The organism is Solirubrobacter soli DSM 22325 (genome assembly GCF_000423665.1).
GTDB classification, from domain to species: Bacteria; Actinomycetota; Thermoleophilia; order Solirubrobacterales; family Solirubrobacteraceae; genus Solirubrobacter; species Solirubrobacter soli.
In genome coordinates, this window is the sequence record NZ_KE384074.1 from 35,266 (window position 1) to 60,445 (window position 25,180).

Consider the following 25,180-nt stretch of genomic DNA (forward strand, 5'->3'; position numbering starts at 1 on the left):
CCAGCGCGCACCCCACGTAAGGCGCACATGTCTCCTTTGTTGACAGCCCGGCCGTCCGTTTCCGTGACCTTGCGTCTCGTCGGCGCGACGGTCGTCATGGCGCTGGTCGCGGCCGCGGTGCCGTTCCTCGGCGGTGACGGCCGCTCGAGCGCCGTGGTGCCGGCGGTCCTGTGCGTGGCCGTGGTCTGCGCGGCGCTGGTCAGCCATCTCCTGTACGCCTCCGCGCGTGCGACCGGCGACGGCCGGCTCGCGTGGATCGCGATCGGCACGACGCTCGCGCTGCTCGGGCTGGCGCTGACGCTGTTCTCTTCGCCGAGCCTGTTCCCGGACGGCTCGCCCGTGGCGATGAGCGAGGACGCCGCCGCGGCCCGCTACCTGCTCTGGCACGTGGCGCTGCTCGCCGCCACCGGGCTGGCGCTGTCCGGCCTGGAGCCTCGACTTCGCTCCCTGTTGATCTTCGGCGGCCTGGGTGCCCTCCTCCTCGCCTGGGCCGCCGTTGTCTCCACCCCGCTCGGCGACCTCGCGTCGAGTGACGGGTTCTCCCCCACGATGCGTGTGCTCGTCGCCGTCATCGTGGCCGCGCAGGCCGGCGCTGCCGCCCTCTGGTGGCGGCGCGCCGGCCGCGCGGTGTCCTGGGGGGACACGTGCGTGCTCGCGATGCTCGGCCTCTCGGCGTTGGACGCGTTGGCCTATGTCGTCGCGGCGCAGGCGTTCGAGGGCGCGTGGTGGGCGTCGCTCGCTCTGCGTGCCGGGCAGTTCGCGGTCCCGGCCGTGGGGCTGCTCGTCGGGTTCATCGCGGTCGCCGAGAAACTGCGGGAGTTCGAGGACGAACTGACCGCGAACCTGATGGCCGAGCGCGAGCGGGCGCGTGCGCAGGAGGAGCGGGTCTCGCTCGACCGGCAGCGCCGCGACCGGATCCGTGCCCGGATCCAGACGCTGATCGACGGGTTCGGGCTCGACGTCGCGTTCCAGCCGATCGTCGACCTCGCGTCGGGGCGGGTCGTCGGCGCCGAGGCGCTGGCGCGCTTCCGCGATCCCGACGGGGGCGCGATCCCGACCGAGCGCTGCTTCCTCGACGCCCACGCGGTCGATCTGGGCGTGGGTTTGGAGATGGCGGTCATACGCCAGGCGTTGGAGTGCGAGCACGACCGGTTGCCGGCCGGGCGCTATCTCGCGCTGAACGTCTCGCCCGCCGTGCTGGAGCACGACGACCTGGCGTTCGAGATCGCCGCGCATCGCACCGATCGGCCGTTGGTCGTCGAGATCACCGAGCATCAGCCGGTCGAGGACTACGTCGCCCTTTCCGCGTCGCTCGACCGGCTGCGGGCGTTGGGGGTGCGGGTCGCGGTCGACGACGTCGGCTCCGGCTTCGCCTCCTTCCGCCACGTCACCCGGGTCAACCCGGACATCCTCAAGCTGGACCGCACGCTCGTGTGCGGGATCGACGACGACCCGGTGCGCCAGTCGCTCGCCTCCGCGATCGTGGCCTTCGCCGCCGATGTGGGTGCGGTCGTGGTCTCGGAGGGGATCGAGTCCGAGAGCGAGCTCTGCTGCCTTCGCGGCCTCTCGGTCGGTTGCGGGCAGGGCTTCTACCTCGCCCGCCCGAACCTCGGCACGATCGACGCCGAGGTCGAGCAGCTCACGCTCGCCGCGTAGTTCGGCTGGCCGCACGGGCCGTTCGGGTGCCTGCTCCCGCGCGAGCCGGCGTCGGGTTCGGGATTGTTCAACAACCCTGTCCCATCAAGTTCTCATCCAGGTCCTCGGTGGGCTGTCGGCGAACGTCGACGGAGTGCCGGTGCGGCTCCCGGCCGATGCGCGCGCACGCGAGTTGCTCGCATTCCTCGCCGTCCACCCGGGGCCGCACCCGCGCTCCCGCCTCGCGGGGGTGCTGCGGCCGGACGTGGCCGAGGAGAGCGCGCGCAAGACGTTGCGGGACGCGGTCTATGAGCTGCGCCGGGCGTTCGCGCCGGCCGAGCCGGTGGTGGCGACGCGCGACCGTGTGGAGTTGCACGCCGAGGTGGACCTCGAGGCGTTCGCCGCGCTGCGGGCGGCGGGCGACCTCGCGGGCGCGGCGGGGGCGGCCGGCGGCGAGCTGTTGGCCGGGCTCGACGTGGACTGGGTGCTGCGGGCGCGGGACGAGCACGCGGCGGCGGTCGGCGCCGTGCTCGCCGGCCTCGCCGAGGGCGCCGGCGATGTCGCGACCGCGATCCGGTGGACTCGGGCGCGGGTCGAGCACGAGCCGTTCGGGGAGGCCGCGCATCGCGACCTGATCCGGCTGCTCGCCGAGTCGGGCGACCGGGCCGCCGCGCTGGCTGTCGCGGACGCGCTCGCCGAGCGGTTGCGGCGTGAGCTGCGGGTGCCGCCGTCCGCCGAGACACGGGCGCTGGTCGAGGAGGTCCGGCGCGGGCGTGTCGGCGCCTCGGCGGCCGTGGCACAGGGCCCGCTCCCGGCGCCGCTCGCGCGGACGGCGACGCCCGCGGGCCGTGAGGCGCCGTTGCGCCGTCTGCGCGCGACGTGGCTCCAGGCGCGTGCCGGTGCGCTGCGGATCGCCATCGCTTCCGGCGAGCCCGGGATCGGCAAGACGACCCTGCTCGGCGAGTTCGCCCGCCGCGTCCACGCCGATGGCGCCGCGGTCCTGTTCGGCCGTAGCGATGAACACGGGCTCCTCCCCTACCAGCCGTGGGTCGAGGCCCTCGAGCGCCACCTCGCCGCGCTCCCACCGGTCGAACGCGCCCACCGGCTCGACGACCCCGCGTTGACGCGGCTCCTGCCGAACCTAAAGGGGGCAGGCCCCTTTAAGTTCGATGACGCCGCGACCGAGCGGTATCGGGCGTTCGAGGCGGTGCGGGTGCTGCTCGAGGAGACGGCCGCGGCGCGGCCGGTGCTGCTCGTGCTCGACGACCTGCAGTGGGCGGACGCGGACTCGCTGCACCTGCTGCGCCACCTCGCGCGGATGGCGCACTGGGCGCGGGTGCTGGTGGCGATCTCGATGCGGCGGGCGGAGCTGTCGCCCGACGCGGCGCGCGCGGTCGCGGACCTGCGGCGCGAGGGGCCGCTGCTGCAACTCGAGCTCGGCGGGCTCGACGAGGACGCGGTCGCGGCCGTGCTCGCGCGGCATCGGGCGGGCGGCGATGCCGGCGTCTACCGCGCGCGCACCGGCGGGAACCCGTTCTTCCTCGACGAGCTGCTGCGCGAGGAGGCCGAGCACGGGCCGGGGTGTGCGACGCCGCCGGGCGTGCGGGAGGTGATCGGCCGCCGGATCGCGCGGCTTCCCGACGCGGCGCGCTGCGTGCTGCGGACCGGCGCCGCGCAAGGGCTCGAGTTCGAGCCGCTCGTCCTCTCCACCCCCGAGCTGGTGCTCGACGGCCTCGACGCCGCGATCGGCGCGGGCCTGCTGACCCGCGTCGGCGAGCACCGCTACGCGTTCCCGCACGCGCTGATCGCCGAGACGGTCCTGGCGGAGCTGTCGCGCTCGCACCGCGCAAGGCTGCACCTGCGAATCGCGGACGTGCTCGGTGAGACCGGCGACGCCGGCGAGATCGTCAAGCACGTCCGCGCGGCGGGGGCGCTGGCCCCGCGCGAGCGGCTCGTCGAGGCGGAGCTCGCGGCCGCCCGCGGGGCGGAGGAGATGCTCGCGTACGCCGACGCGGCCTCGCACTACGAGGCCGCCCTCCCCTTGATCGGGGAAGTGGGCCGCGGCGACATCCTGCTTGCGCTCGGGGCGGCGCGGGATCGGGCGGGCTGTCGGACGAGGGCGCGGGAGGCGTTCGGTGAGGTCCTGGCGCTCGCGCGGCGCACCGAGGACCCGCTGTTGCTCGCCCGTGCGGCGCTCGGGCACGGTGGGGTCGGGGTCCTCGTGGACGCGCCCGATCAGGACGTCACGCGCGCGCTCGAGGAGGCGCTGCACCGGCTCCCCGCCAAGGAGAAGGCGCTCGCCGCGCGGCTCAGGGCGCGGTTGGCGATCGAGATCTACTACCCCGACCGCGCGGGCGCCGAGGCGCTGAGCGCGGAGGCCGTCGAGGATGCGCGGCAGGCGAACGACCCGGCGGCGCTGGCGGCCGCGCTCAACGCCCGCCGGGTCGCGTGCTGGACGCCTGAGCTGATCGAGGAACGGCTCGAGGCCGCGACCGAGATGATCGAGGCGGCCGAACGGGCCGGCGATCGCGAGGGCGTGTTGCAGGGGCGCAACTGGCGGGTCGTGGACCTGATGGAGCTCGGCCTGCGCCCCGCGCTCGATCACGAGATCGACGCGTACGAGGCGCTCGCGGACCAGGTCGGGCTCGCGCACTACCGGTGGTTCGTGCCCCTGTGGCGCTCTGCGCTCGCCCAGCTCGAAGGCCGCTGGGCGGACGCGCGGAGCAGCGGACAGGAGGCGCTGATGCTCGCCGCGCAGGCGGACGACCCGATGGCGCCGTGGCTGATCCGCGCCCAGCACGAGAGCGCGCTCGACGTGCGCGGGCTCCACGCCCAGATCGACCGCGACTGGTACGTCGCGATGGCGGCCTCCTCGGCACAACCGTGGGCGTGGCTGACGTGCCTGGCGTACTTCGACGCCGCGAACGGCGACCACGACGCCGCCCGCGACGCCCTGAACGACGTGATGCGCGACGCGAAACTCCCCGACACCGTCAACTGGCACGTGATGAGGGAGCTGGCCGAGGCGGCGGCGATCGTCGGCGACCGCGAGTCGGCGGCCCGCCTGCACGACAAGCTCGCGCCCCACGCGCGGCTGTTCAGCGTCGTCGCGCGCGGCGGGATCTGCCTCGGCTCGACGCAGTACTACCTGGGACGCCTCGCGGACACCCTCGGCCGCCCCGACGAGGCCGAGCTGCGGCTGAGACGATCGATCACCGAGAACCTGCGGATCAACGCCAGGCCGCGGGCGACGATCGCGCTGCAGCGCCTCGGCGAGCTCCGCGACGACCACGAGCTCCTGCAGCAGGCCGCCGCGAAGGCGGACGCGCTGGACATGCCCGGCGTCGCCGCCCGCTCACGCGCCTACGTCTCGTAGCCCCAGCGAAAGCCCGGGACGAGCCCGTCCAGAACGAGCGGACTTCCCGGCAGCCCGTCGACCAACTCCGCCGCGTTGAACGCCGACGGCGCGACATCGTTGGGCGTGTCCGGATGGAACACCGCCGCGAGCAGCTCGATCTGCCCGCGCCCGATCCCCAGCTCCCCCATGCCGCCGCCGTACATCGCGACGCCGTTCGCGGCGCACCACTCGTAGATCTCGAACAGCGGCCGCAGCCCGCCGATCCGCGACGGCTTGACGTTGATCGTGCGGGTGGTGATGTCGCCCACGCGGTGGATCGGCGCGTCGAAGGAGAGCCGGTCGCGCACAGGCTCGAGCAGTGCCTCGACCTCCTCGAGCTCGTGCGGATCCTCGAACAGCGCGTCCGGGAACGACGCGAGCACGACCCGGTACATCGCGATCAACGCGGCCTCGTCCTCGACCGGCAGCCCGTAGCGCCCTTTGAAGTCGACCGTCGCCACACACCCGAGCTCGACCAGTTCCGACACGATCGAAGACGTCCAGTCCGGCGCCGCGTCGAGCTTGAAGCCGACGGACGGGTTCGCCGCCACGCGGCGGGCGATCCCGTCGGACGACGCCGGATCGCCGAGCCCGAGCGAGTTGACGAACCGCAGCGGCGCCACCGGCCGGCCGACCACCGACGGCAGCGTCTCCCCCGCCTGGCGCAACGCGAGATCCAAGGCCGCCGACTCGAACGCCCAGTTGCGCCATGCGCGCGCCATCTCCCACTCGGGCGGCGCGACCGTCCACTGGTCGACGGTCGCCAGGTGCTCGACGAAGCTCCCCAGCGTCCACGAGCCGGCCAGGTCGAGATACGGACCCAAGGCGTGCAGCTTCTCGCTGTTCTCGTCGAAGAGGCCGACGTCCTCGCCGACGCCCTCCGTCCCGCCCCCGAAGAGCCGGTACTGCGTGGTGATCCGGTCGAACCCGTAGAGCTCGTTCCCGTCGAGCTTCTCGAGCCTGTACCCCTCGACGAGCAATGGCAGATCCCTGACGCGCTCCCACAGCATTTGCCGGACCCTAGCGACCCCAGGTACTGTCGCGCCCACAATGCGCGTGGTCCTGGCCGACGACACGATGCTCCTGCGCGAAGGCGTGGCGCTGCTGCTCGGCGAGGCCGGGTTCGACGTGGTCGCCCAGGCGGAGACCGGCGACGCGCTGGTCGACCTGGTCGGCGAGCACAACCCGGAGGTCGCGGTCGTCGACCTGCGGATGCCCCCGACCCACACCGACGAAGGCCTGCAGGCTGCGCTGAAGATCCGCGAGCGCCATCCGAACGTGGGCGTGATGGTGCTCTCCCAGCACGTGGACATCCAGATCGCGCTGAAGCTCCTCGACCGCGGGACCGAGGGCATCGGGTACATGCTCAAGGACCGCGTCGCCGACCTCGACGACTTCGCGGACGCGATCCGCCGCGTGGCCAACCAGGGCTCCGCGCTGGACCCGACGATCGTCTCGCAGCTGCTCTCCAAGCGCCGCGACGCGGGTCCGCTGGACGACATCACGCCGCGCGAGCGCGAGGTGCTCGAACTGATGGCCGAGGGGCGCTCCAACCAGGGCATCGCCGACCGGCTGGAGATCTCCGAGCGCGGCGTGCAGAAGCACGTGACCAGCATCTTCGAGAAGCTCGACATCCCGGCGGGCACCGACGATCACCGCCGGGTGCTGGCCGTCCTCACCTTCCTTCGCGCCTGAAAGCGCCCCCCGCGGTACGCAAACGCGTACCCGCACGACGCCGGGAGGCCCAATGTCGACAGGGCCGTCTCCTTGGGACCTTGGACAGCATGAACTCGGTCCTGATCCAGAACTCCACCTCCGTCGTCCAGGCAACGGGGCTCGAGCGTCGGTATGGCGACGGCGAGACCGCCGTCCACGCCCTGCGCGGCGTCGACCTCGGCATCGCCCAAGGGCAGCTCACGGCCGTCATGGGCCCGTCGGGCTCCGGCAAGTCGACGCTGATGCACATCCTCGCCGGGCTCGACCGCCCGACCGCGGGGAGCGTGACGATCGGCGGCCAGGACATCACGCGGCTCTCCGACAACGACCTGACGCTGCTGCGCCGCGAGCACATCGGCTTCATCTTCCAGTTCTTCAACCTGCTCCCGATGCTCACGGCGCTCGAGAACGTCGTGCTGCCGCTCTCGCTCGCCGGCGTCAAGCCGGATGGGGCGTGGGTCGCCGAGCTGGTGGACAAGGTCGGCCTGACCCCCCGGGTCGGCCACCGCCCGTCCGAGCTCTCCGGCGGCCAGCAGCAGCGCGTCGCGATCGCCCGGGCGCTGGTCTCACGCCCGACGATCATGTTCGCCGACGAGCCGACCGGCAACCTCGACTCGCGCACCAGCGGCGAGATCCTGACGCTGCTGCGCGGGATGGTCTCGGACCTCGGTCAGACGACCGTGATGGTCACCCACGACGCGCACGCCGCGGCGATCGCCGACCGCGTGCTCTTCCTCGCCGACGGCGAGATCGTCCGCGACCTCGGCCAGTCGAGCGCCCACACCATCCTCGACACGCTGGAAGAGGTCACGACGCGATGATCAAGGTCGCGCTCAAGGGGCTCGCGGGGCGCAAGGTACGCGCGCTGCTCACAGCCCTCGCCGTCGTCATCGGCGTCTCCATGGTCAGCGGCACCTTCGTGCTGACCGACACCATGCAGAAGGCCTTCGACGGCATCTTCGAAGAGTCCTACCAAGGCACCGACGCCGTCGTCAGCGGCGGTGCGATCCCCGCTGCACTGCTCGAGAAGGTCAAGGGGCTGCCGTCGGTCGAGACCGCCGCCGGCTCGATCCAGGACCTGCAGGAGAACACCAACCCGGCGACCCTGCTGGACAAGAAGGGCGACATGATCGGCCGCCAGGGCGAGTCGATGGGCATCGGCATCGGCGACGACGGGCGGCAGTTCTCGCCGCTCAAGCTCAAGCAGGGCGGCTGGGCGCACGGCGCCAAGCAGGTCGTGATCGACGCCGGAACGGCGCGCAAGTACGGCTTCGCCGTCGGCGAGACGATCAAGATCGCCGGCAACGGCCCCGCGAAGACCTACACGGTCCAGGGCATCGCCACGTTCGGCTCGATCGACAACCTCGGCGGCACGTCGCTGGCGATCTTCGACGTCGGGACCGCGCAGGCGCTCTTCGACAAGGCCGGGCAGTTCGACAGCATCTCGGTCGCGGCCAAGAGCGGCTCCTCACCGGACGCCGTGGCCAAGGACATCAAGCCGCTGCTGGGCAAGGGCCTGGTCGTGCAGACCGGCGACGCGCAGGCCAAGGCGGACGCCAAGGACACCAACGAGAGCCTGAAGTTCATCACGTACTTCCTGCTCGGCTTCGGCGGCATCGCACTGTTCGTGGGCGCGTTCGTGATCCTCAACACGCTCTCGATCACCGTCGCCCAGCGCTCGCGCGAGTTCGCGACGCTGCGCACGCTCGGCGCCTCGCGGCGCCAGGTCATGCGCTCGGTCGTCGTCGAGGGCCTGGTCGTCGGCATCGTCGCATCGGTGCTCGGGCTCCTGCTCGGCCTCGGCATCGCCCAGGGCATGACCGCCCTGTTCTCCGCGCTGGGCGTCGACCTGCCGAAGGCCGGCACGGTGCTCGCGACGCGCACGGTGATCGTCGCGATGCTCACCGGCACGCTGGTCACGCTCGTGGCGAGCGTCGTCCCGGCGCGCCGGGCGACCCGCGTCCCGCCGATCTCCGCGGTCCGCGAGGGCTCCTCCGCCACCACGTCGACCGGGCCTGAGCGCAGCGCGACCCGCGGCCTGATCGTGACCGGCCTCGCGCTGGCCTCGATCGCGGCCGGGCTGTTCGGCGGCGTCATGGTCGCCCTCACGCTGGTCCTCGGCGTGTTCGGGCTGTTCATCGGCATCGCCATGCTCGCCCCGCACCTGGTGAAGCCGTTCGCGGCGGTCGCCGGGTTCCCGTCGGCGCGCTTCGGCGGCGAAGCGGGCCGGCTCGCCCGCGACAACGCGCTGCGCAACCCGGGCCGCACGGCCTCCACGGCCGCGGCGCTGATGATCGGCCTCGCGCTGGTCACGGTCGTCGCCACGCTCGGCGCCGGCCTGCAGGGCTCCTCCCAAAAGGCCGTCCGCGAGCAGGTCAAGGCCGACTACGTCGTCACGGCCGCCGAGGGCGGCGGCTCGTTCCCCGGCACGTCGGACCAGGCGATCGCCCGCGCCGGCAAGACGGCCTCGGCCGTCCGCCAGGACTGGGAGGCGGGCATCACCGGCATCGACGCCGCCACCATCGACCACTTCTACAAGTTCACGTGGAAGAGCGGGTCGCTGCGCGGGCTCGAGAACGGTGGCGCGATCGTGTCCGAGGGCTACGCCGACAAGCACCACTTGAAGGTCGGCAGCGCGTTCAAGCAGGACAAGCTCGCGCTGCAGGTGGTCGGCATCCACGCCGCTCCCAAGCTCGACCCGCTGCTGGGCGACGTCGCGGTGTCCCAGCGCACGTTCGACGACGCGATCCAGCGTCCGCAGAACGCGTACACGTTCGTGGACGGCAGCTCGAAGGCGGCCCTGACGGCGGCGATCGCCGACTACCCGGACGCGAAGCTGACGACCGGCGAGGCATTCGCCGACAGCCGCGGCGACGGCCTGAAGATGATCCTCAAGATGATCTACGTCCTGCTCGGCTTCTCGGTGCTCGTGAGCCTGTTCGGGATGGTCAACACGCTCGTGCTGGCCGTCTACGAGCGCACGCGTGAGCTCGGGATGCTGCGCGCCGTCGGCATGACGCGCCGGCAGGCACGCCGGATGGTGCGCCACGAGAGCGTGATCACGGCGCTGATCGGCGCGGCGATGGGCATTCCGCTCGGTGTGTTCCTCGCGGCGCTGATGACCCAGGCGCTGTCGAAGTACGGCGTGGGCCTGGAGCTGCCGGTGACCGAGCTGGTCGTGTTCACCGCGGTGGCGATCGCCGCCGGGGTGTTGGCGGCGATCATCCCCGCGCGCCGGGCGTCGCGCTTGAACGTGCTCAACGCCCTGCAGTACGAATAAGCAGCGCGGCTGGGCGGCGATGAGGCGCCGCCCAGCCGTTGTTCCCGCCGCTTACGGGGTGGTGGTGCTGAGGGTGAAGGTCAGCGTCTTGCTGTAGGTACCCGTGCGCAGTGCGTCGCCCGAGTTGATCAGCTGGCTGAAGCCGAGCGTTACGGCGTCGTTGGACACCGGGCCGCTGTAGGTCAGCAGGTTCAGCGGCGCGGTGCTGGAGCCGACGTTGTTGTACGCGGTGCCGGTGTTGGCGGCGTTGCGGGCGCGCGCCTGCAGCGGCTGCGGCAGGGAGAACGTGCCGTTGACGAGCTTGCCGGTGGCGGTGCTCGACGGATCGGCGACGCTCAGGAGCGCGTCACCGGCGGTCGAGATCACGTTGGCCGTGGTCGAGGACTCGTAGGTCTTCGTGATGCCCGGGGTGAACGGGCCGAACGAGGCCGGCGTGCCGAGCGTCAGCGCGAGGGTCGCCCCGACCGAGCCGCCGGCGTTGCCGTCGGCGGACGTCAGCGAGACCGCCAGCGCCTTGTCGCCGGAGACCGCGAAGCTCTTGACCGAGCCGGCCGCGTTGCCGTTGGTGACCGTGAAGTCGCACGTGACGTGCGGGGCGCGGACCTCGAGGTAGCCGGCGGCGTCGGTCTTGCCGAAGTCGCGGAGGCCGTCGCCGCAGTCGCCCTTGACCGACGCGCCCGCGGCGGGCTGGCCGGAGCCGTTGGTGACGTTGACGTCAACCTTGTTGAGCGCGTTCCAGATGTAGGAGGCGCCGATGACGTCGAGTTGCTCCTGCAGGTAGAACTGCGAGACGTTGTCCATCGCGTCACGCGCCGTGTGGTAGACGGGCTCGGTCACGTAGCTGCAACCGGTGCAGTTCGAGCCGGTACCGGTCGCGCACAGGCCGGTGGCCGCCTTGCGGTAGTCGAGGTGGATGAACAGCGCCGCCGGGATGCCGGCGTTGTGGAACGGCACGTGGTCGGACTGCGACAGCTTGCACTGATCGAAGTAGGCGCCGGGACCGGTCGTGATGCCGCTGCGCTGAGCGGCTTTGAACGCCTCCTCGGTCACGCGGTTGGGCCTGCCGTCGACCGTCAGCGCCCACAGCTTGGCGGGAGCGTAAGTCGTGCCGGTCATGTCCATTTGCCACTGGCCGATGTAGCGCTCGGCCTCGGCGCTCTTCGTCCGCGGAGTGGAGACCACATTCGACGTCAGCGGGTTGTTGTCGGTATCAGAGCTGATGTAGAGGTGATCGTTGCCCCACGCGGTGGAACCGGTCAGGCCCTGCTCCTCGCCGCCGAAGCCGCCGAAGCGGATCTCCTTGTCGAGCGGCACGTTCTTCATGACGCGCGCGACCTCGAGCCAGATGCCCTCACCGGTGGCGTCGTCATGCGCGCCCGGCGAGCTGAACACCGAGTCGATGTGACCACCCATGCCGACGATCGGCGCCGTGTCGAAGACATCGCCGACAGCCTGCTTCTCAGCGGTGATGACCGCGCGAGTGGCCAGGCCGGGAGCGTCGACGGTGGCCGCCGTGTTGGCGGTGACGGTCTCGGTCGCGATCGTCAGCGTCAGTTTCTTCTGCGTGGCGCACCAGGGGCCGTTCTGCGTCGGCCCGACCGTACCGCCCGCGTGCGGGGCGAACACCGAGCCGTCAGGACCCGGAGCGCACACCAGCTCCTTGATCGTGTCCGACTGCACGTCGGCGGAGGACACCACCGGGATGGCCGCCGCGGCGGTGAGCGTGAACGCCCCCTGCGCCGTCGAGCCGGTGCCCATGTTGATCACGCCGATCGCGCCCGCTGCCACGGCGTTGACGACCGCCGTGTTGAGCGCCGCGCCCGTGACGTTGTTGATCGCCGCGATCTTGCCGGTGGTCGATGCCGGGAAGTCAGCCGCGCTGGCGCCGCTGTTGTTGATCCAGATGACCTCGCCGCTGATCGGCGTGTCGTATCCGGTCATCTTCGAGTTGCCGGCGGCACGCATGATCCACGTCGGACCGGGATACAGCGTGCTGTCCGGCGAGCGAACCACGGCCGACGAAGTCGTCGCGGGCCCGTGGTACTGGTTGATCTTGGTCTGATACCCGAACCCGTCCATCTGCTGCTTCAGCCAGTCGGCGGCCTGGTCCTCCTGGCGCGTGCCGGAGAAGCGCCCGCCGATGTCGTTGGCGAGGTGGCGGACGGTCTCGAACGAGTTGGCCGCGTCGAGATTGCCGACGAGCTCGTCGTAGTAGCTCGGTTTTGGCGTCTGCGCGGCAGCCGTGCCGGCGAATAGACCCCCCGTGGCGATGACGGCAGCCGTCGTCGCCACGCGTAGCGCGTGTTTCATTTAACCCCTCCGTGATGTAGCCGGTCGGCGCAGAACCAGTCCTACTGCGTCTCCGGAGACTCTCATCCGACAGTAGACGGCACCCCGACGAAGTGTCAACTACACAGCGTGGGAGTTCCTCAACACCCCTCGTGAGCGAACCTGGCGCCCCGTCGATGGTCGAGCGGCCACCCAGTGTTTCGGTGGGGTCCGAAAAGCGGAGCAACAGGCACGCGCCGATCGGCCTGCTGCTGCAGGCGCCTCAAGCGGCCCGCCGGCCCTGTCACCTGGGACGCGCCAAGAACCCGTTCGCCCGAGTAGTGGATCTGGCACACTGGTCGTATGAGGGCGCGACGCGACCTCTTCGGCACCGACCACGGGCTCGTGCTCCGGATGGTGACGGTCGGCCTGCTGACCCCGTTCGTGGTGCTCGGCGCACTCGTCCTCGTGATGCTGCTGCTGACCTCGTTCACGATCCGCGCGGTGATCTTCGGTGCGCTGTGCGTCGGCGTCTGGGTCGCGATCCGCGAGCGGGTCGAGGCGTCGTCCCGCGGGCGCCGGCTGACGCCGGCCGAGGCGCCGGACCTGCACGCGATCCTCGAGCGGCTGTGCGTCGTCGCCGACCTGCCGAAGCCGACGATCGTGCTCGACTCGCGCTCGATGCCGAACTCCTGGATCGAAGGCACGCGCCGCGGCGGCTTCCGGCTGCACCTCACGCAGGGATTGCTGGACCTGCTCGAGCCGCGCGAGCTCGAGGCCGTCATCGCGCACGAGCTGGCGCACGTCGTCAACCGCGACGCGGCCGTGATGACCGTCGTCGGCGGGCCCGGCGAGGCGCTGCTCGCGGGTGGCGTCCGCGTCGCCTCGCAGGGCTGGTTCCCGGTCATGGTGGGCGGGGCGATCGCGTCCGCCATCGGCTGGATCGGGACCTTCGGCACCCGCGCGCTCTCGCGCTACCGCGAGTTCGCCGCCGACGAGGGCGCCGTGGCGCTGACCGGCTCGCCGGCCGCGTTGGCGTCCGCGCTGATGAAGGTCTCCGATGGCCTGGTGGCGATGCCGCGGCGCGACCTGCGCGAGGCCGCGCTGCACGACGCGTTCCACCTCCTCCCCGCGTCGAAGGACACCGCCTTCGGCCTTCCGGCGACGCACCCGCCGCTCGAAGCCCGGATCGCGCGCCTCGAGCGGCTCGAACGCGCTCTGCACCGCCACTAACCTTGTAGGGGTGACCCGCACCCGTGACCCACTGCGGGCGCGTCTGAACGATCTCACGCTGCAGGACTCCTACCGGCTCGGCCAGCGGCTCAAGCGCCTCAAGAGCGGTGACGAAAAGGCGCGCGAGCGCCTGGAACGCGACGTCGAGCGAGCCGTGGAGCGCGTGGACAAGCGACGCGCCGCGGTCCCGCGCATCACCTATCCCGAATCGCTGCCGGTGTCGGCGCGCCATGACGACCTGCTCGCGGCGATCCGCGATCACCAGGTCGTGGTCGTCGCCGGCGAGACCGGCTCCGGCAAGACCACCCAGCTGCCGAAGATCTGCCTCGAGCTGGGGCGCGGGATCAAGGGCACGATCGCCCACACGCAGCCGCGGCGGATCGCGGCGCGCACCGTCGCCGAGCGGATCGCCGACGAGCTGAAGGTCCCGCTGGGCGAGGCGGTCGGGTTCGCGGTCCGCTTCAGCGACCGCAGTCGCGAGGACACGCTGCTGCGGCTGATGACCGACGGCCTGCTCCTGGCCGAGATCCAGCACGACCGCCTCCTGCGCCGCTACGACACGATCATCATCGACGAGGCGCACGAGCGCAGCCTCAACATCGACTTCCTCCTGGGCTACCTCAAGCGCATCCTGCCCGCCCGGCCGGACCTGAAGGTGATCGTGACCAGCGCCACGATCGACCCCGAGCGCTTCGCCGCGCACTTCGACGACGCGCCGATCGTCGAGGTCTCCGGCCGGACCTACCCGGTCGAGGTCCGCTACCGCGAGCCCGAGGATGACGTCGACCAGACCGACGCGATCGGCGACGCGGTCGAGGAGCTGCTGCGCGAGCGGCCCGGCGACATCCTCGTCTTCCTGTCCGGCGAGCGCGAGATCCGCGACACCGCGGATGCCCTGGAAGGCCGGCTGCGCTCCGACATCGAGATCCTGCCGCTGTTCGCGCGCCAGTCGACCGCGGCGCAGCAGCGGGTGTGGAAGGCGCACTCCAACCGCCGTGTGGTGCTCGCCACCAACGTCGCGGAGACCTCGCTGACGGTCCCCGGCATCCACTACGTCGTCGACCCCGGCACGGCGCGCATCTCCCGCTACTCCGCGCGTCTGAAGGTCCAGCGGCTGCCGATCGAGCCGATCAGCCAGGCGAGCGCCGACCAGCGCAAGGGCCGCTGCGGCCGTACGACCGACGGCATCGCGATCCGGCTCTACAGCGAGGAGAACTTCACCGAGCGCCCGCGCTTCACCGACCCCGAGATCCTGCGCACCTCGCTGGCCGCGGTGATCCTGCAGATGGCGGCGATCGACCTCGGCGACGTCGAGGACTTCCCGTTCCTGGACCCGCCGGACCGCCGCCAGGTGCGCGACGGCATCGCGCTGCTGCAGGAGCTCAACGCGCTCGACGAGTCCGGGCGCAAGCTCACGCCGCTCGGCCGCAAGCTCGCGAACCTCCCGATCGACCCGCGGATGGGCCGGATGGTGCTCGAGGCCGACCGCCTCGGCTGCACCGAGGAACTGATCGTGATCGCGGCCGCCCTGAGCATCCAGGACGTCCGCGAGCGTCCAGCCGACCAGCAGGCCCAGGCCGACCAGGCGCACGCCCGCCACGCCGACGAGACCTCGGACTTCCTCGCCTACCTGAACCTGTGGCGCTACCTGCACGAACAGCGCCGCGAGCTGAGCGTCAACCAGTTCCGCAAGCAGTCCAAGGGCGAGTTCCTGCACTACCTGCGTATCCGCGAGTGGCAGGACCTCGTCGGCCAGATCCGCCAGGCGGCCAAGCAGGTCGGCATCAAGATCAACCACACGCACGCCGAGCCGGACGTGATCCACCAGGCGATCCTGACGGGGCTTTTGAGTCATCTCGGACTGCGGGATGCCGCGAGGCGCGAGTATCAGGGCGCCCGCAACGCCCGCTTCGCGCTCTGGCCCGGCTCCGGCGTGAAGGGGAATCCGAGCTGGGTGATGGTGGCCGAGCTGGTCGAGACCTCGCGGCTGTGGGGACGGACGGCGGCGAAGATCGACCCGCGCTGGGTCGAGCCGCTGGCCGAGCACCTGATCCGGCGCACGTACGAGGAGCCGCGCTGGGAGCGAAAGCGCGCGTCGGTCGTCGCCACTGAGCGGGTGACGCTGTACGGACTGCCGATCGTCGCGGGCCGCGCCGTCGCCTACGGGAAGCTCGACCCGGTCCTGTCGCGGGACCTGTTCATCCGGCGCGCGCTGGTCGAAGGCGAGTGGGACACGCGCCACCGCTTCGTGCAGCGCAACGCGGCGCTCGTGGAGGAGGTGCGCGAGCTCGAGGAGCGCGCCCGCCGCCGCGACATCCTCGTCGACGACCAGACGCTGTACGACTTCTACGCGGCCCGCATCCCGGACACGATCGTCTCCGGCGCCCACTTCGACCGCTGGTGGCGCGACGAGCGCAAGGTCCGCCCCGACCTGCTCACGTTCACGCGCGAGCTGCTGATCAACCCGGCGGCCGCCGAGGACGTCCGCGGGCGCCCGGACACGTGGATCCAGGACGAGAACGAGCTCCAGCTGACGTACCGGTTCGAGCCGGGAAGCGCGCACGACGGCGTCACCGTCCATGTGCCGCTCAAGACCCTCCCCCAGCTGCGCGCCGAGGGCTTCGACTGGCTCGTGCCCGCGCTGCGCGCCGAGCTGGTGACCGCGCTGATCCGCTCGCTGCCGAAGGAGCTGCGCAAGCGGCTCGTGCCGGTTCCGGACGTGGCGGCGAAGGTGCTCGAGAACCTCGAGCCGCGCAAGCGGCCGCTGCTGGAGGCGCTGGCGAGCGAGATCGAGGCCCAGCGCGGCGTGCGGATCGAGCCGACCGACTGGGACGTGGGACGGCTCCCCGACCACCTGCGGATGACGTTCAGCGTCGAGGACGAGCAGGGCCGGCGGATCGCCGCCGGCCAGGACCTGAGCGCGCTGCGCGAGCAGGTCCGCCCGAAGCTGCGCGCCGCGCTCGCGCAGGCGACCCGCAAGCTCGAACGCACCGGCCAGACGACGTGGACGTTCGGGAAGATCCCGAAGGTCGTCGCGCTGCCCGGCACCGGTCAGGCGATCCGCGCCTACCCGTCGCTGATCGACGAAGGCGCGACCGTCGGGCTGCGCGCGCTGGAGAGCGCCGAGGCGCAGCGGGTGAACATGCGGGCGGGGATGCGGCGGCTGCTGACGCTGACGATCCCGTCGCCGGCGAAGGCCTATCAGGCGAAGCTCGGCAATCAGGCCGCGCTCGCGCTCCTGGAGGCGCCGCACGCGTCGGTCAGCGCGGTGCTCGAGGATGCCTCGACCGCCGCGATCACCGCGCTGATGGGCGAGCCGGTGTTCGACGAGGCGTCGTTCGAGCAGGTCCGGCTCCACGTCGCCGGCCACGTGTCCGGCGTGATGGCGCGGATCATCGCCGACGTCGTGCGGATCCTGCAGGCCGCGCGTGAGGTCCGGCGGCTGCTCGACGGCCTGCACGGCGCGGCGTTCGACGCCGTCCGCCACGACGTGTCCTCGCAGATCGGGCGGCTCGTCTTCCCCGGCTTCATCTCCGCCACGGGCGCGAAGCGGCTCGGGGACGTCGAGCGCTACCTGCGCGGGGCGGCGTGGCGGCTCGATCGGCTGACCCGCAACGCCGCCATCGACCGGGACCGGATGGCGGTCGTCCACCAGCTCGAGGACGAGTACGCGCGGGTCCGCGACGGCGGCGCCAACGGCGAGCTGGCCGAGGTGCCGTGGCTGATCGAGGAGCTGCGGGTCAGCTTCTTCGCGCAGGCGATCGGGCCCAAGGGCCAGCCGACGCCCAAGCGGATCCGCCGGATCCTCGAGGACGCCGCGAAATAGTGGACCTGGGCGACCATGCCCGGCGCCACCAGGTCCGGGACCGCAGCGTCGCGTGAGGCGGTAATGGCGCGGTAACGTCCGCCCGGATGGAGTTCGCGATCCTCGGACCGCTCCGCGTCAGCGGGCCAGGCGGGGCGATCCGGATCGGCGCACCCAAGCAGCGCGCGCTGCTCGCGGCACTGCTCCTCGCCTACCGGGACGACGGCGTCTCGACGTCGCGCCTGATCGACATGCTCTGGGACGAGGACCCGCCGCCGACCGCGACCAAGGCGCTCCAGGTCCACGTCTCCCAGCTGCGGCGCGTGCTCGGGGCGACGACGATCGTCACGCGGCCGTCCGGGTACGCGATCCACGCCGAGTCGCTCGACCTCGCCCGCTTCGAGGCGCTGGTCAAGGACGCGGGTGACGCCGAGCACGCTCCCGCCGCGGAGCTGCTGCGCGAGGCGCTCGCGCTCTTCCGCGGCCCGCCGCTCTCCGACGCGCCGCTCTACGGCCCCGCCCACGGCGAGCCCGACCGGCTGGCCGAGCTGCGGCTGAACGCGCTCGAACGCCGGATCGAGCTCGACCTCGAGCTCGGGCGCCACAGCGAGCTGGCCTCCGAGCTCGAGGCGCTGACCCACGAGCACCGCTACCGCGAGCGTTTCCACGCGCAGCTGATGCTCGCTCTGTACCGCGCCGGCCGACAGGCCGAGGCGCTCGATGCGTCCCGCCGCGCTCGCGCGATCCTGATCGACGAGCTCGGGATCGAGCCGGGCCGCGAGCTGCAGCGCCTGGAGCACGCGATCCTCGCGCAGGACCCCACGCTGGACGCGCACGCCGCGCCCGCTCCGCGGCCGAAGGCGCCCACGCCCACGCTGCCGATCCCGGCGAACCCGCTGCTCGGCCGCGAGGATGACCTCGCCACCGCCCTCGACCTGCTGCGCGACCCCGCGGTGCGGCTGCTGACGCTTACCGGGCCGGGCGGGATCGGAAAGACCCGGTTCGCGCTCGAGCTGGCGCACAGCGTCGGCGGCGAGTTCGCCGAAGGCGCGCGGTTCGTGGCGTTGGGCGCGCTCGGGCAGCCGGAGCGGGTCGGCACCGAGCTCGAGGGCGCCCTCGGCGATCTCGATGCGCGCGAGCTGCTGGTCGTGATCGACAACTTCGAGCAGCTGCTGGACGCCGCGGGCGAGGTCGCGCGGGTGCTCGACGCGTCGCCGCGCACGAAGGTCGTGGTCACGAGCCGGGCGCCGCTGCGGCTCGGCGCGGAGCACGAGCTGGCGCTCGGCCCGCTCGCCGGCGAGCCCGCGGCCGCGCTGTTCATCCGCCGCGCCCGCGCTGTCGATCCGCGGCTCAAGCTCGACGCCGAGCCCGCGATCGCGGAGATCTGCGCCAAGCTCGACGGCCTGCCGCTGGCGATCGAGCTGGCCGCCGCGCGGATCCGGGTCCTCACGCCGCGGGAGATCCTCGATCGCCTGTCGCGGCGGCTCGACCTGCTCAGCGCCGGTCCGCGCGACGCGCCGGTGCGTCAGCAGACGCTGCGCGCCGCGATCGGCTGGAGCTACGACCTGCTCTCCCCGGACGTCCGGACGCTCTTCAGCCGGCTCAGCGTGTTCGCGGGCGGCTTCACCCTGTCGGTCGCCGAGGAGGTGTGCGGCCCCGATGCGCTCGACGGCATCGAGGCGCTCGCCGACCAGAGCCTGCTCACGCGCGACCAGAACCGCCGTTTCGGGATGCTCGAGACCGTCCGCGAGTACGCGCTCGAACGGCTCGAGGACGGAGAGGCGGTGCGCGATCGGCACGCACGCGCGTTCGCCGGCGCGGTCGACGGGATGGGCGCACGGTTGGAGGGCGCGGAGCTCCCGCTCTGGCTGGCGTGGCTCGACGCCGACCACGACAACATCCGCGCGGCGCTCCGCCACGCGATCGCGCGCGGGGATGCGGCGACGGCGCTCGCGATCGTGGGGCCGCTGTGGCGCTATTGGGTGATGCGCGGCTACGTCGCGGAGGCGCGCGGGCTCGCCGACGCTGCGCTCGCCCTCCCAGACGGGCCGCCCGAGCTGCGGGTCAACGCCGCCAACGGCGCGGGCGTGCTGGCCGCCGAGCAGGGGGATTTCGCCGCCGCCCGCGCGTACTTCGAGGAGAGCCTCGCCCTCGCTCGCGTGGCCGGCACCCGCCGCGACCAGTCGCGGGCCAACAGCAACCTCGGCGTGCTGGCGGTGTACGCGGGTGACGACGAGGAGGCGATCCGTCGCTACGAGGCGGGCATCGAGATCGCCCGCGAGCTCGGCGACCAGCGCACGCTCGGGCTGCTGCTGCAGAACCTTGGGCTCGTCCACGCGGGTGCGGGCAACCGCGAGCGGGCGATCGCGTTGCACGAGGAGAGCCTCGGCATCTCCGCCCCGGTGGGCGATCCGGCGCTGGTCGCGTCGATCCAGCGCGGGCTCTCGCGCCTGCTGATCGACGAGGACCCCGTGCGCGCCCGCGAGCTGCTGGGCGCGACGCTGCGCCACGCGCACGCGATCGCCGACACCCATGGCATGACCCACTCGCTCGAGACGGCGGCCGCTCTCGCCGACGATCCGCTCACCGGTGCGAGGCTGTGGGGCGCGGCAGGAGCCCTCCGCGCCGCGGGCGGCGGTGCCCGCCAACCGGACGAAGTGGCGTTCGCCGAGCGCGTCGAGGGTACGCTGCGCAACGCGGTGGGACCAGCAGCTTTCACGAGCGCCGTCGCCGAGGGTGCGGCGCTGTCACAAGCCGACGCGGTCGCGTTGGCCGAGAGATAAAGGGGTCAGGCCCCTTTATGTTGTTCGCGATCCTTGGGCCGTTGCGGGTGGTCGGGCCGGATGGGCCGATCGAGATCAAGGCGCCCAAGCAGCGATCGTTGCTGGCGGTGCTGCTGCTCGAGCACCGGAACGACGTGGTGTCGGCGGAGCGGTTGATCGACGTGCTGTGGGGCGAGCACCCGCCCGCGACCGCGCCCAAGGCGTTGCAGGTGCTGATCTCGCAGCTGCGCGGGAAGCTCGGGGCGCAGACGATCGTGACGCGGTCGGGTGGGTACGCGATCGCGCTCGAGGACGGCGGGCTGGACCTGCAGCGGTTCGAGGCGCTGGTCGCCCGCGCACGCGACGCCGAGCCGGCGCACGCCGCCAACCTGCTGCGCGAGGCGCTGGCGCTGTTCCGCGGCGCGCCGCTGGCCGACGCGCCGCTGATGGGTCCGGCGGTGATCGAGGCCGACCGGATCGCCGGGGCGCGGATCGAGGCGCTCGAGCAGCGCATCGCCCACGACCTCGCGCTCGGCCGCCACGCCGAGGTCATCGGCGAGCTCGAGGGACTGACCGCCGAGCACGCCTACCGCGAGCGCCTGCACGCGCAGCTGATGCTCGCGCTCTACCGCTCGGGCCGCCAGGCCGACGCGCTGGAGGCCTACCGGCGCGCCCGGCACGCGCTGGTCGAGGACCTCGGCTTGGACCCGAGCCCGGAGCTCAAGCGCCTGGAGGCGGCGATCCTCGCCCAGGACCCGGCGCTGGAGCTGGACGCACCGCCGCCGACGGCGCCCGCCGCGGCGGTGCCCGAGCCCCCTCCCCTCCCGCTTCCGCCGACGTCCCTGCTCGGCCGCGAGGACGACCTCGCGACCGGGGCCGAGCTGCTGCGCGATCACCACGTGCGTCTGCTCACGATCACCGGGCCGGGCGGGATCGGGAAGTCGCACTACTCGCTCGAACTCGCCCACCGGCTCGCCCCGGAGTTCGCCGACGGGGCACGGTTCGTCTCGCTGGCCGGACTCGAGGACCCGGCGCTGGTCGCCACCGAGATCGCCGAGGCGCTCGGCGCGGGCGAAGGCGAGGCCGCCGCGGTGCTGTCGCGCAGTGCGGTGCTGCTCGTGATCGACAACTTCGAGCAGCTGCTCGACGCCGCGCCGGAGCTCAGCCGCCTGCTCGCGGCCTCCCCGCAGTCCAAGCTCGTGGTGACCAGCCGCGCGGCGCTGCGGATCCAGGGCGAGCACGAGCTCGGGATGCCGCCGCTGGCCGCTGAGCCGTCGGCGGAGCTGTTCGTCCGCCGCGCCCGCGCGCTCGACCCGCGCCTGGCGCTCCTGCCCGGCGACGAGGAACGGATCCGCCAGATCTGCGCCCGCCTCGACGGCCTCCCGCTCGCGATCGAGCTGGCCGCCGCGCGGATGAAGGTCCTCAAGCCCGCGGCGATCCTCGAACGCCTCGGCCGCCGGCTGGACCTGCTGAGCTCCGGCCCCCGCGACGCGCCGGCGCGCCAGCAGACGTTGCGCGCCGCGATCGGCTGGAGCTACGACCTGCTCGACGCCGACACGCAGGCGGTGTTCGAGCGCCTCGGCGTGTTCGCCGGCGGATTCACGCTCGAGCTCGCGGAGGCGGTGTGCGGATTCGAGGCGCTCGACGCGATCGCGTCGCTGGTCGAGCACAGCCTGCTGACGAGCCGCGACGGACGCTTCGAGCTGCTCGAGACGATCCGCGAGTACGCCGTCGACCGCCTGACCAAGGCCGGCACGCTCGACACGGTGCGCCGTGCGCACACGCTCGCGATCCGCGACATCGTCGAGGGCGGCGAGAACGGCATGGAGAGCGCGGCGACCGGCGAGTGGCTCGACCGGCTCGACGCCGAGCGCGAGAACGTGCGCGTCGCGATGACGTTCGCCGTGGCCGAGGGCGACGCCGACACCGCGCTGCTGTTCTGCGCCGACCTGTGGCGGTACTGGATCTGGCGCGGGAACCTGACCGAGGGCCGCGAGCTGCTCGCGGCCGCGCTCGCGCTCGAGGGCGGGACGCCGGAGCTGCGCCAGCGCGCGCTCAACGGCGCCGGCGCCGTCGCGGGGGAGCAGGGCGACTTCGACGTCGCCAAGGACCTGTTCGAGCAGGCGCTCGAGCTCGCCCCCACGGTCGGCGACGGCAACCGCGCGGCGCGGATCAGCGGCAACCTCGGCAACCTCGCGCTCTACCGGCAGGACTACGACGAGGCGATCGAGCGCTACAACGCCGGCGTCGCCTACATGCGCTCGATCGACCACGCGCGGGGACTCAGCCTGATGCTCCAGAACCTCGGCATCGCCCACGCCGAGGCCGGCCACCGCGACCGGGCGATCGAGCTGCTGACCGAGAGCGTCACCTACGCCCGCCGGGCGGGCGATCCCGGGCACGTCAGCTCGACCCTGCGCACCCAGGCGCGGATGCTGCTCGACGCCGACGAGCCCGGCCCGGCGCTTGAGATGCTGCACGAGGCGATGGAGCTCTCGCACCGCCTCAACGAGCGACCGGGCCTGACCGAGTCGCTCGAGACGCTGTCGGCGGTCGCCGCCCGCCAGGGCGACCCGCGGACCGCCGCGCTGCTGATCGGCGCGGCCGGCGCGCTGCGCACCGCCGCGGGCGGGATCCGCCAGCCGGACGAGGAGGGATGGGTCCAGCGGATCGTCGCCGACCTGCGCGAAGCGCTCGGCGACGAGGGCTTCGCGGAGGCCGAGGCCGAGGGCTCCGAGCTCGAGCTCGCCGACGCGGTGTCGCGCGCTCTGGCGCTGAGCGCGCGGTAAGTTTTCCCTAAAGCGAGAGCCGTTCTGGGACGCTCGCGGGATGGCATTGAAGCGACTCCCCCTCCTCCTTCTCGGAGGATTGATCCTCCTCCTCCCCAGCGTGGCCTCGGCCCAGAGCTTCGCCCCACTCGCCGGCAAGGCGGGCTGCGTGATCAGCCAGTTCTCCTACGACGAGGACGTCGCCGCGACCTGCACCAAGGTCGACGCGATGCACGACGTGATCGACCTCGCGGTCTCTCCGGACGACCGGCACGTGTACGCCGCGACGGACACGTCGATCGTCACGCTGGCGCGCGCGGCCGACACCGGCGGCCTCACCTACGTGGGCTGCGTGAGCGACGCCGGCGACGACGGGCGCAGCGGCACGGACGGCGCGTGCGCGGACGGCGACGCGCTGAACGGCGTGCGCGACGTCGCGGTCTCGCCGGACGGCAAGTTCGTCTACGCCGTCTCGCAGTACAGCAACGCGCTCGTGTGGCTCTCGCGCGACGCGGAGACCGGCGCGCTCAAGCCCGCCGGCTGCTTGAAGGCCGCTCCGCGCGGTGACCGCTGCGGCGGCGCGTTGAACCTGATGGTGCCGTCGGCGGTGGCCGTCAGCCCGGACGGCAAGAGCATCTACGTGGCTTCGGGCTTCGACTCCTCGATCGCGCTCTTCAAGCGCGACGCGGACACCGGCGCGCTGACCCCCGCCGGCTGCGTCAGCGACACCGGCTCCGACGGGCGCTGCACCAACGGCACGGCGCTGCGCTCGGTCGGCGCGATCGCGGTCTCCGGCGACGGAACCTCGGCGTTCGCGCTCTCGGGCGGCGTCGCGCTGTCCAGCTACTCGCGCAACGCCGAGACCGGCGAGCTGACCCCGAAGGCGTGCGCGATCGGCGATGCCCTCAGCGGCAGCTCCTGCTCGGTCGCTCCGCCGCTCGGGGGCGCGCGGGACATGCTCGTCGCGCCCAACGGGCAGCTGATCGTGGCCGACAACATGAACTCCGCCATCGCCGTGCTCAAGGGCGACGACCTCTCGCCGGTCGCGTGCTACGTGCACCAGGAACCCACCGCCGACGACAGCGAGTCCAGCGACGACGAGGACACCGGCGATGACGAGGACACCGGTGACGACGAGGACACGGGCGACGACGAGGACACCGGCGACGACGAAGAGGCGGACGAGCCGGAGCCGGCCAACCCGGCGGTCGCGAAGTGCTCGCCCACGAAGGCGCTCGAGAGCGTGAATTCGCTGGCGCTGTCGACCGACGGCAAGGCGCTGTTCGCCAGCGCCGGTTACGGCTACGTGACGGCGTTCTCGCGCAACCCCGACACGGGCGCGCTGACCGAGTTCGGCTGCCTGGAGTCCGACCCGTACTACAAGTCGTGCGCCGCGCATCCCTCCGAGTACGGCTCGGTGGCGACGACCTCGGACGGCCGCAACCTCTACGCGACGATCGACGAAGGCGTCGCCGTCCTCTCAGCGTCCGTGGCGGTGACCAACCGGACGGCCAAGCTGAGCAGCGCGGGGCGGATCGGCGTGCGTCTGGCGTGCCCGGCACAGCGGGCGCGGACCTGCCGCGGCACGGTCGGCGGTACCCGCTACCGCGTGGCCCGCGGTGCGGCGAGGACCGTGCAGGTGCGGGTGCCCAAGCGCGTGCGGACGATCGTGCGGCGGCACGGGCACGCGTCGATGCGCGTCAGCGCCGGCGACGCCGACCGCACGGTCCGCGCCACGAGCCGCACGCTGCGGGTCAGCGCACGGTGATGTCGGTGCGCATGCCCATCTCCTCGTGGCCCTGGAGCGAGCAGTAGAGCGTGTAGGTCCCGGGGGCGAGCGTCAGCTTGAGCGTGTCGGCGTCCCCGGGAGCCAGGTCCAGCCGCCCGTAGTCCTTGCTGCCCGCGCGGACGGAGAGGTTGTGGTCGTCCTCCCCCAGGTTGGCCGCGTTGAAGTCGATCGTCCCCGCGCGCAGCGTCCGGTAGGACGAGCGTACGACCCACTCGTCGAGGTCGACGCCGGTGCGTGACGGGTAGACCGGCGTCGCGGTCGGGGTCGGCGTGGGGGTCGGCGTCGTGCCCGGCGGCGGGGTCGGGGTCGGCGTCGCGTCAGGCCCCGTCGTCGGATTGTCGGGCGTGCGCGGCGCGCCCGGCGTGTTGGGCGCGGGCGTCGGCGTGGGCGTCGCCCGCGGCTTCGTCTTCGGCGTCTTCTTGACCTTGCAGTTCTTCTGCGCGGCGTGGACGGTCTTGGACGCCTTGCACTTCTGCGACACGGGCTTCGCCGGCGCGCCGCCGAGCGAAGCCAATGCGAGGAGAATC

Annotated in this window: 13 protein-coding genes; 10 read left to right on the plus strand and 3 right to left on the minus strand. The window is 72.4% G+C overall.

Features of this window, described 5'->3' with window-relative positions; all coding sequences use genetic code 11:
- The first annotated feature begins 63 nt into the window (after positions 1-63).
- Positions 64-1,656 (plus strand): EAL domain-containing protein, encoded by a 1,593-nt coding sequence (locus G569_RS62115; protein WP_053227838.1) that lies wholly within the window; start codon positions 64-66, stop codon positions 1,654-1,656.
- A 133-nt stretch (positions 1,657-1,789) separates the two neighbouring features.
- Complete coding sequence (locus G569_RS0142825; RefSeq protein WP_028067961.1) at positions 1,790-5,011, plus strand: ATP-binding protein; 3,222 nt, start codon at positions 1,790-1,792, stop codon at positions 5,009-5,011.
- Here G569_RS0142825 and G569_RS0142830 read toward each other — a convergent pair.
- Complete coding sequence (locus G569_RS0142830; protein ID WP_028067962.1) at positions 4,999-6,042, minus strand: hypothetical protein; 1,044 nt, start codon at positions 6,040-6,042, stop codon at positions 4,999-5,001. The genes G569_RS0142825 and G569_RS0142830 overlap by 13 nt on opposite strands.
- Before the next feature lie 40 nt (positions 6,043-6,082).
- Between G569_RS0142830 and G569_RS0142835 the strand changes: the two genes are divergently transcribed.
- The 3 genes from G569_RS0142835 to G569_RS0142845 all read left to right on the plus strand — a co-directional run bounded on the left by G569_RS0142835 (position 6,083) and on the right by G569_RS0142845 (position 10,028).
- Positions 6,083-6,727 (plus strand): response regulator transcription factor, encoded by a 645-nt coding sequence (locus G569_RS0142835; protein ID WP_028067963.1) that lies wholly within the window; start codon positions 6,083-6,085, stop codon positions 6,725-6,727.
- 89 nt (positions 6,728-6,816) lie between these two features.
- Positions 6,817-7,569: an ABC transporter ATP-binding protein gene (locus G569_RS0142840; protein ID WP_053227839.1), complete on the plus strand. Its 753-nt coding sequence runs from the start codon at positions 6,817-6,819 to the stop codon at positions 7,567-7,569.
- Positions 7,566-10,028, plus strand: a complete 2,463-nt coding sequence (locus G569_RS0142845) for an ABC transporter permease (protein ID WP_028067965.1) — start codon at positions 7,566-7,568, stop codon at positions 10,026-10,028. Before G569_RS0142840 ends, G569_RS0142845 begins: the two co-directional genes overlap by 4 nt.
- A gap of 51 nt (positions 10,029-10,079) precedes the next feature.
- On the opposite strand, the gene G569_RS0142850 is transcribed toward G569_RS0142845, so the two are convergent.
- Positions 10,080-12,338, minus strand: coding sequence for a M28 family peptidase (locus G569_RS0142850; RefSeq protein WP_084286340.1), 2,259 nt, complete (start codon positions 12,336-12,338; stop codon positions 10,080-10,082).
- Between the two features lie 321 nt (positions 12,339-12,659).
- Between G569_RS0142850 and G569_RS65065 the strand changes: the two genes are divergently transcribed.
- The 5 genes from G569_RS65065 to G569_RS0142875 all read left to right on the plus strand — a co-directional run bounded on the left by G569_RS65065 (position 12,660) and on the right by G569_RS0142875 (position 24,632).
- Positions 12,660-13,529 carry a M48 family metalloprotease gene (locus tag G569_RS65065; RefSeq protein WP_028067967.1) on the plus strand — a complete coding sequence of 290 codons (870 nt, stop codon included), beginning with the start codon at positions 12,660-12,662 and terminating at the stop codon, positions 13,527-13,529.
- Positions 13,530-13,539: 10 nt separating this feature from the next.
- Positions 13,540-17,355 carry an ATP-dependent RNA helicase HrpA gene (gene hrpA, locus G569_RS0142860; RefSeq protein WP_028067968.1) on the plus strand — a complete coding sequence of 1,272 codons (3,816 nt, stop codon included), beginning with the start codon at positions 13,540-13,542 and terminating at the stop codon, positions 17,353-17,355.
- Positions 17,356-17,441: 86 nt separating this feature from the next.
- Entirely contained in the window at positions 17,442-20,117 is a 2,676-nt protein-coding gene (locus G569_RS56485; RefSeq protein WP_053227840.1) for an AfsR/SARP family transcriptional regulator, read from the plus strand.
- A gap of 17 nt (positions 20,118-20,134) precedes the next feature.
- Positions 20,135-22,885 (plus strand): AfsR/SARP family transcriptional regulator, encoded by a 2,751-nt coding sequence (locus G569_RS0142870; protein WP_084286341.1) that lies wholly within the window; start codon positions 20,135-20,137, stop codon positions 22,883-22,885.
- A gap of 79 nt (positions 22,886-22,964) precedes the next feature.
- Positions 22,965-24,632, plus strand: coding sequence for a lactonase family protein (locus G569_RS0142875; protein WP_037503390.1), 1,668 nt, complete (start codon positions 22,965-22,967; stop codon positions 24,630-24,632).
- Here the strand turns inward: G569_RS0142875 and G569_RS63565 are convergent.
- A complete protein-coding gene (locus G569_RS63565) occupies positions 24,619-25,167 on the minus strand; it encodes a plastocyanin/azurin family copper-binding protein (RefSeq protein WP_028067971.1) in 549 nt (182 codons plus the stop codon). The genes G569_RS0142875 and G569_RS63565 overlap by 14 nt on opposite strands.
- Positions 25,168-25,180: the final 13 nt, after the last annotated feature.

Excerpts from the sequence above, each read along its gene's own strand:
- G569_RS0142830 (WP_028067962.1), bottom strand. The coding sequence starts at position 6,042 with ATGCTGTGGGAGCGCGTCAGGGATCTGCCATTGCTCGTCGAGGGGTAC.
- G569_RS0142835 (WP_028067963.1), top strand. The coding sequence starts at position 6,083 with ATGCGCGTGGTCCTGGCCGACGACACGATGCTCCTGCGCGAAGGCGTG.
- G569_RS0142840 (WP_053227839.1), top strand. The coding sequence starts at position 6,817 with ATGAACTCGGTCCTGATCCAGAACTCCACCTCCGTCGTCCAGGCAACG.
- G569_RS0142845 (WP_028067965.1), top strand. The coding sequence starts at position 7,566 with ATGATCAAGGTCGCGCTCAAGGGGCTCGCGGGGCGCAAGGTACGCGCG.
- G569_RS0142850 (WP_084286340.1), bottom strand. The coding sequence starts at position 12,338 with ATGAAACACGCGCTACGCGTGGCGACGACGGCTGCCGTCATCGCCACG.
- G569_RS65065 (WP_028067967.1), top strand. The coding sequence starts at position 12,660 with ATGAGGGCGCGACGCGACCTCTTCGGCACCGACCACGGGCTCGTGCTC.
- G569_RS56485 (WP_053227840.1), top strand. The coding sequence starts at position 17,442 with ATGGAGTTCGCGATCCTCGGACCGCTCCGCGTCAGCGGGCCAGGCGGG.
- G569_RS0142870 (WP_084286341.1), top strand. The coding sequence starts at position 20,135 with ATGTTGTTCGCGATCCTTGGGCCGTTGCGGGTGGTCGGGCCGGATGGG.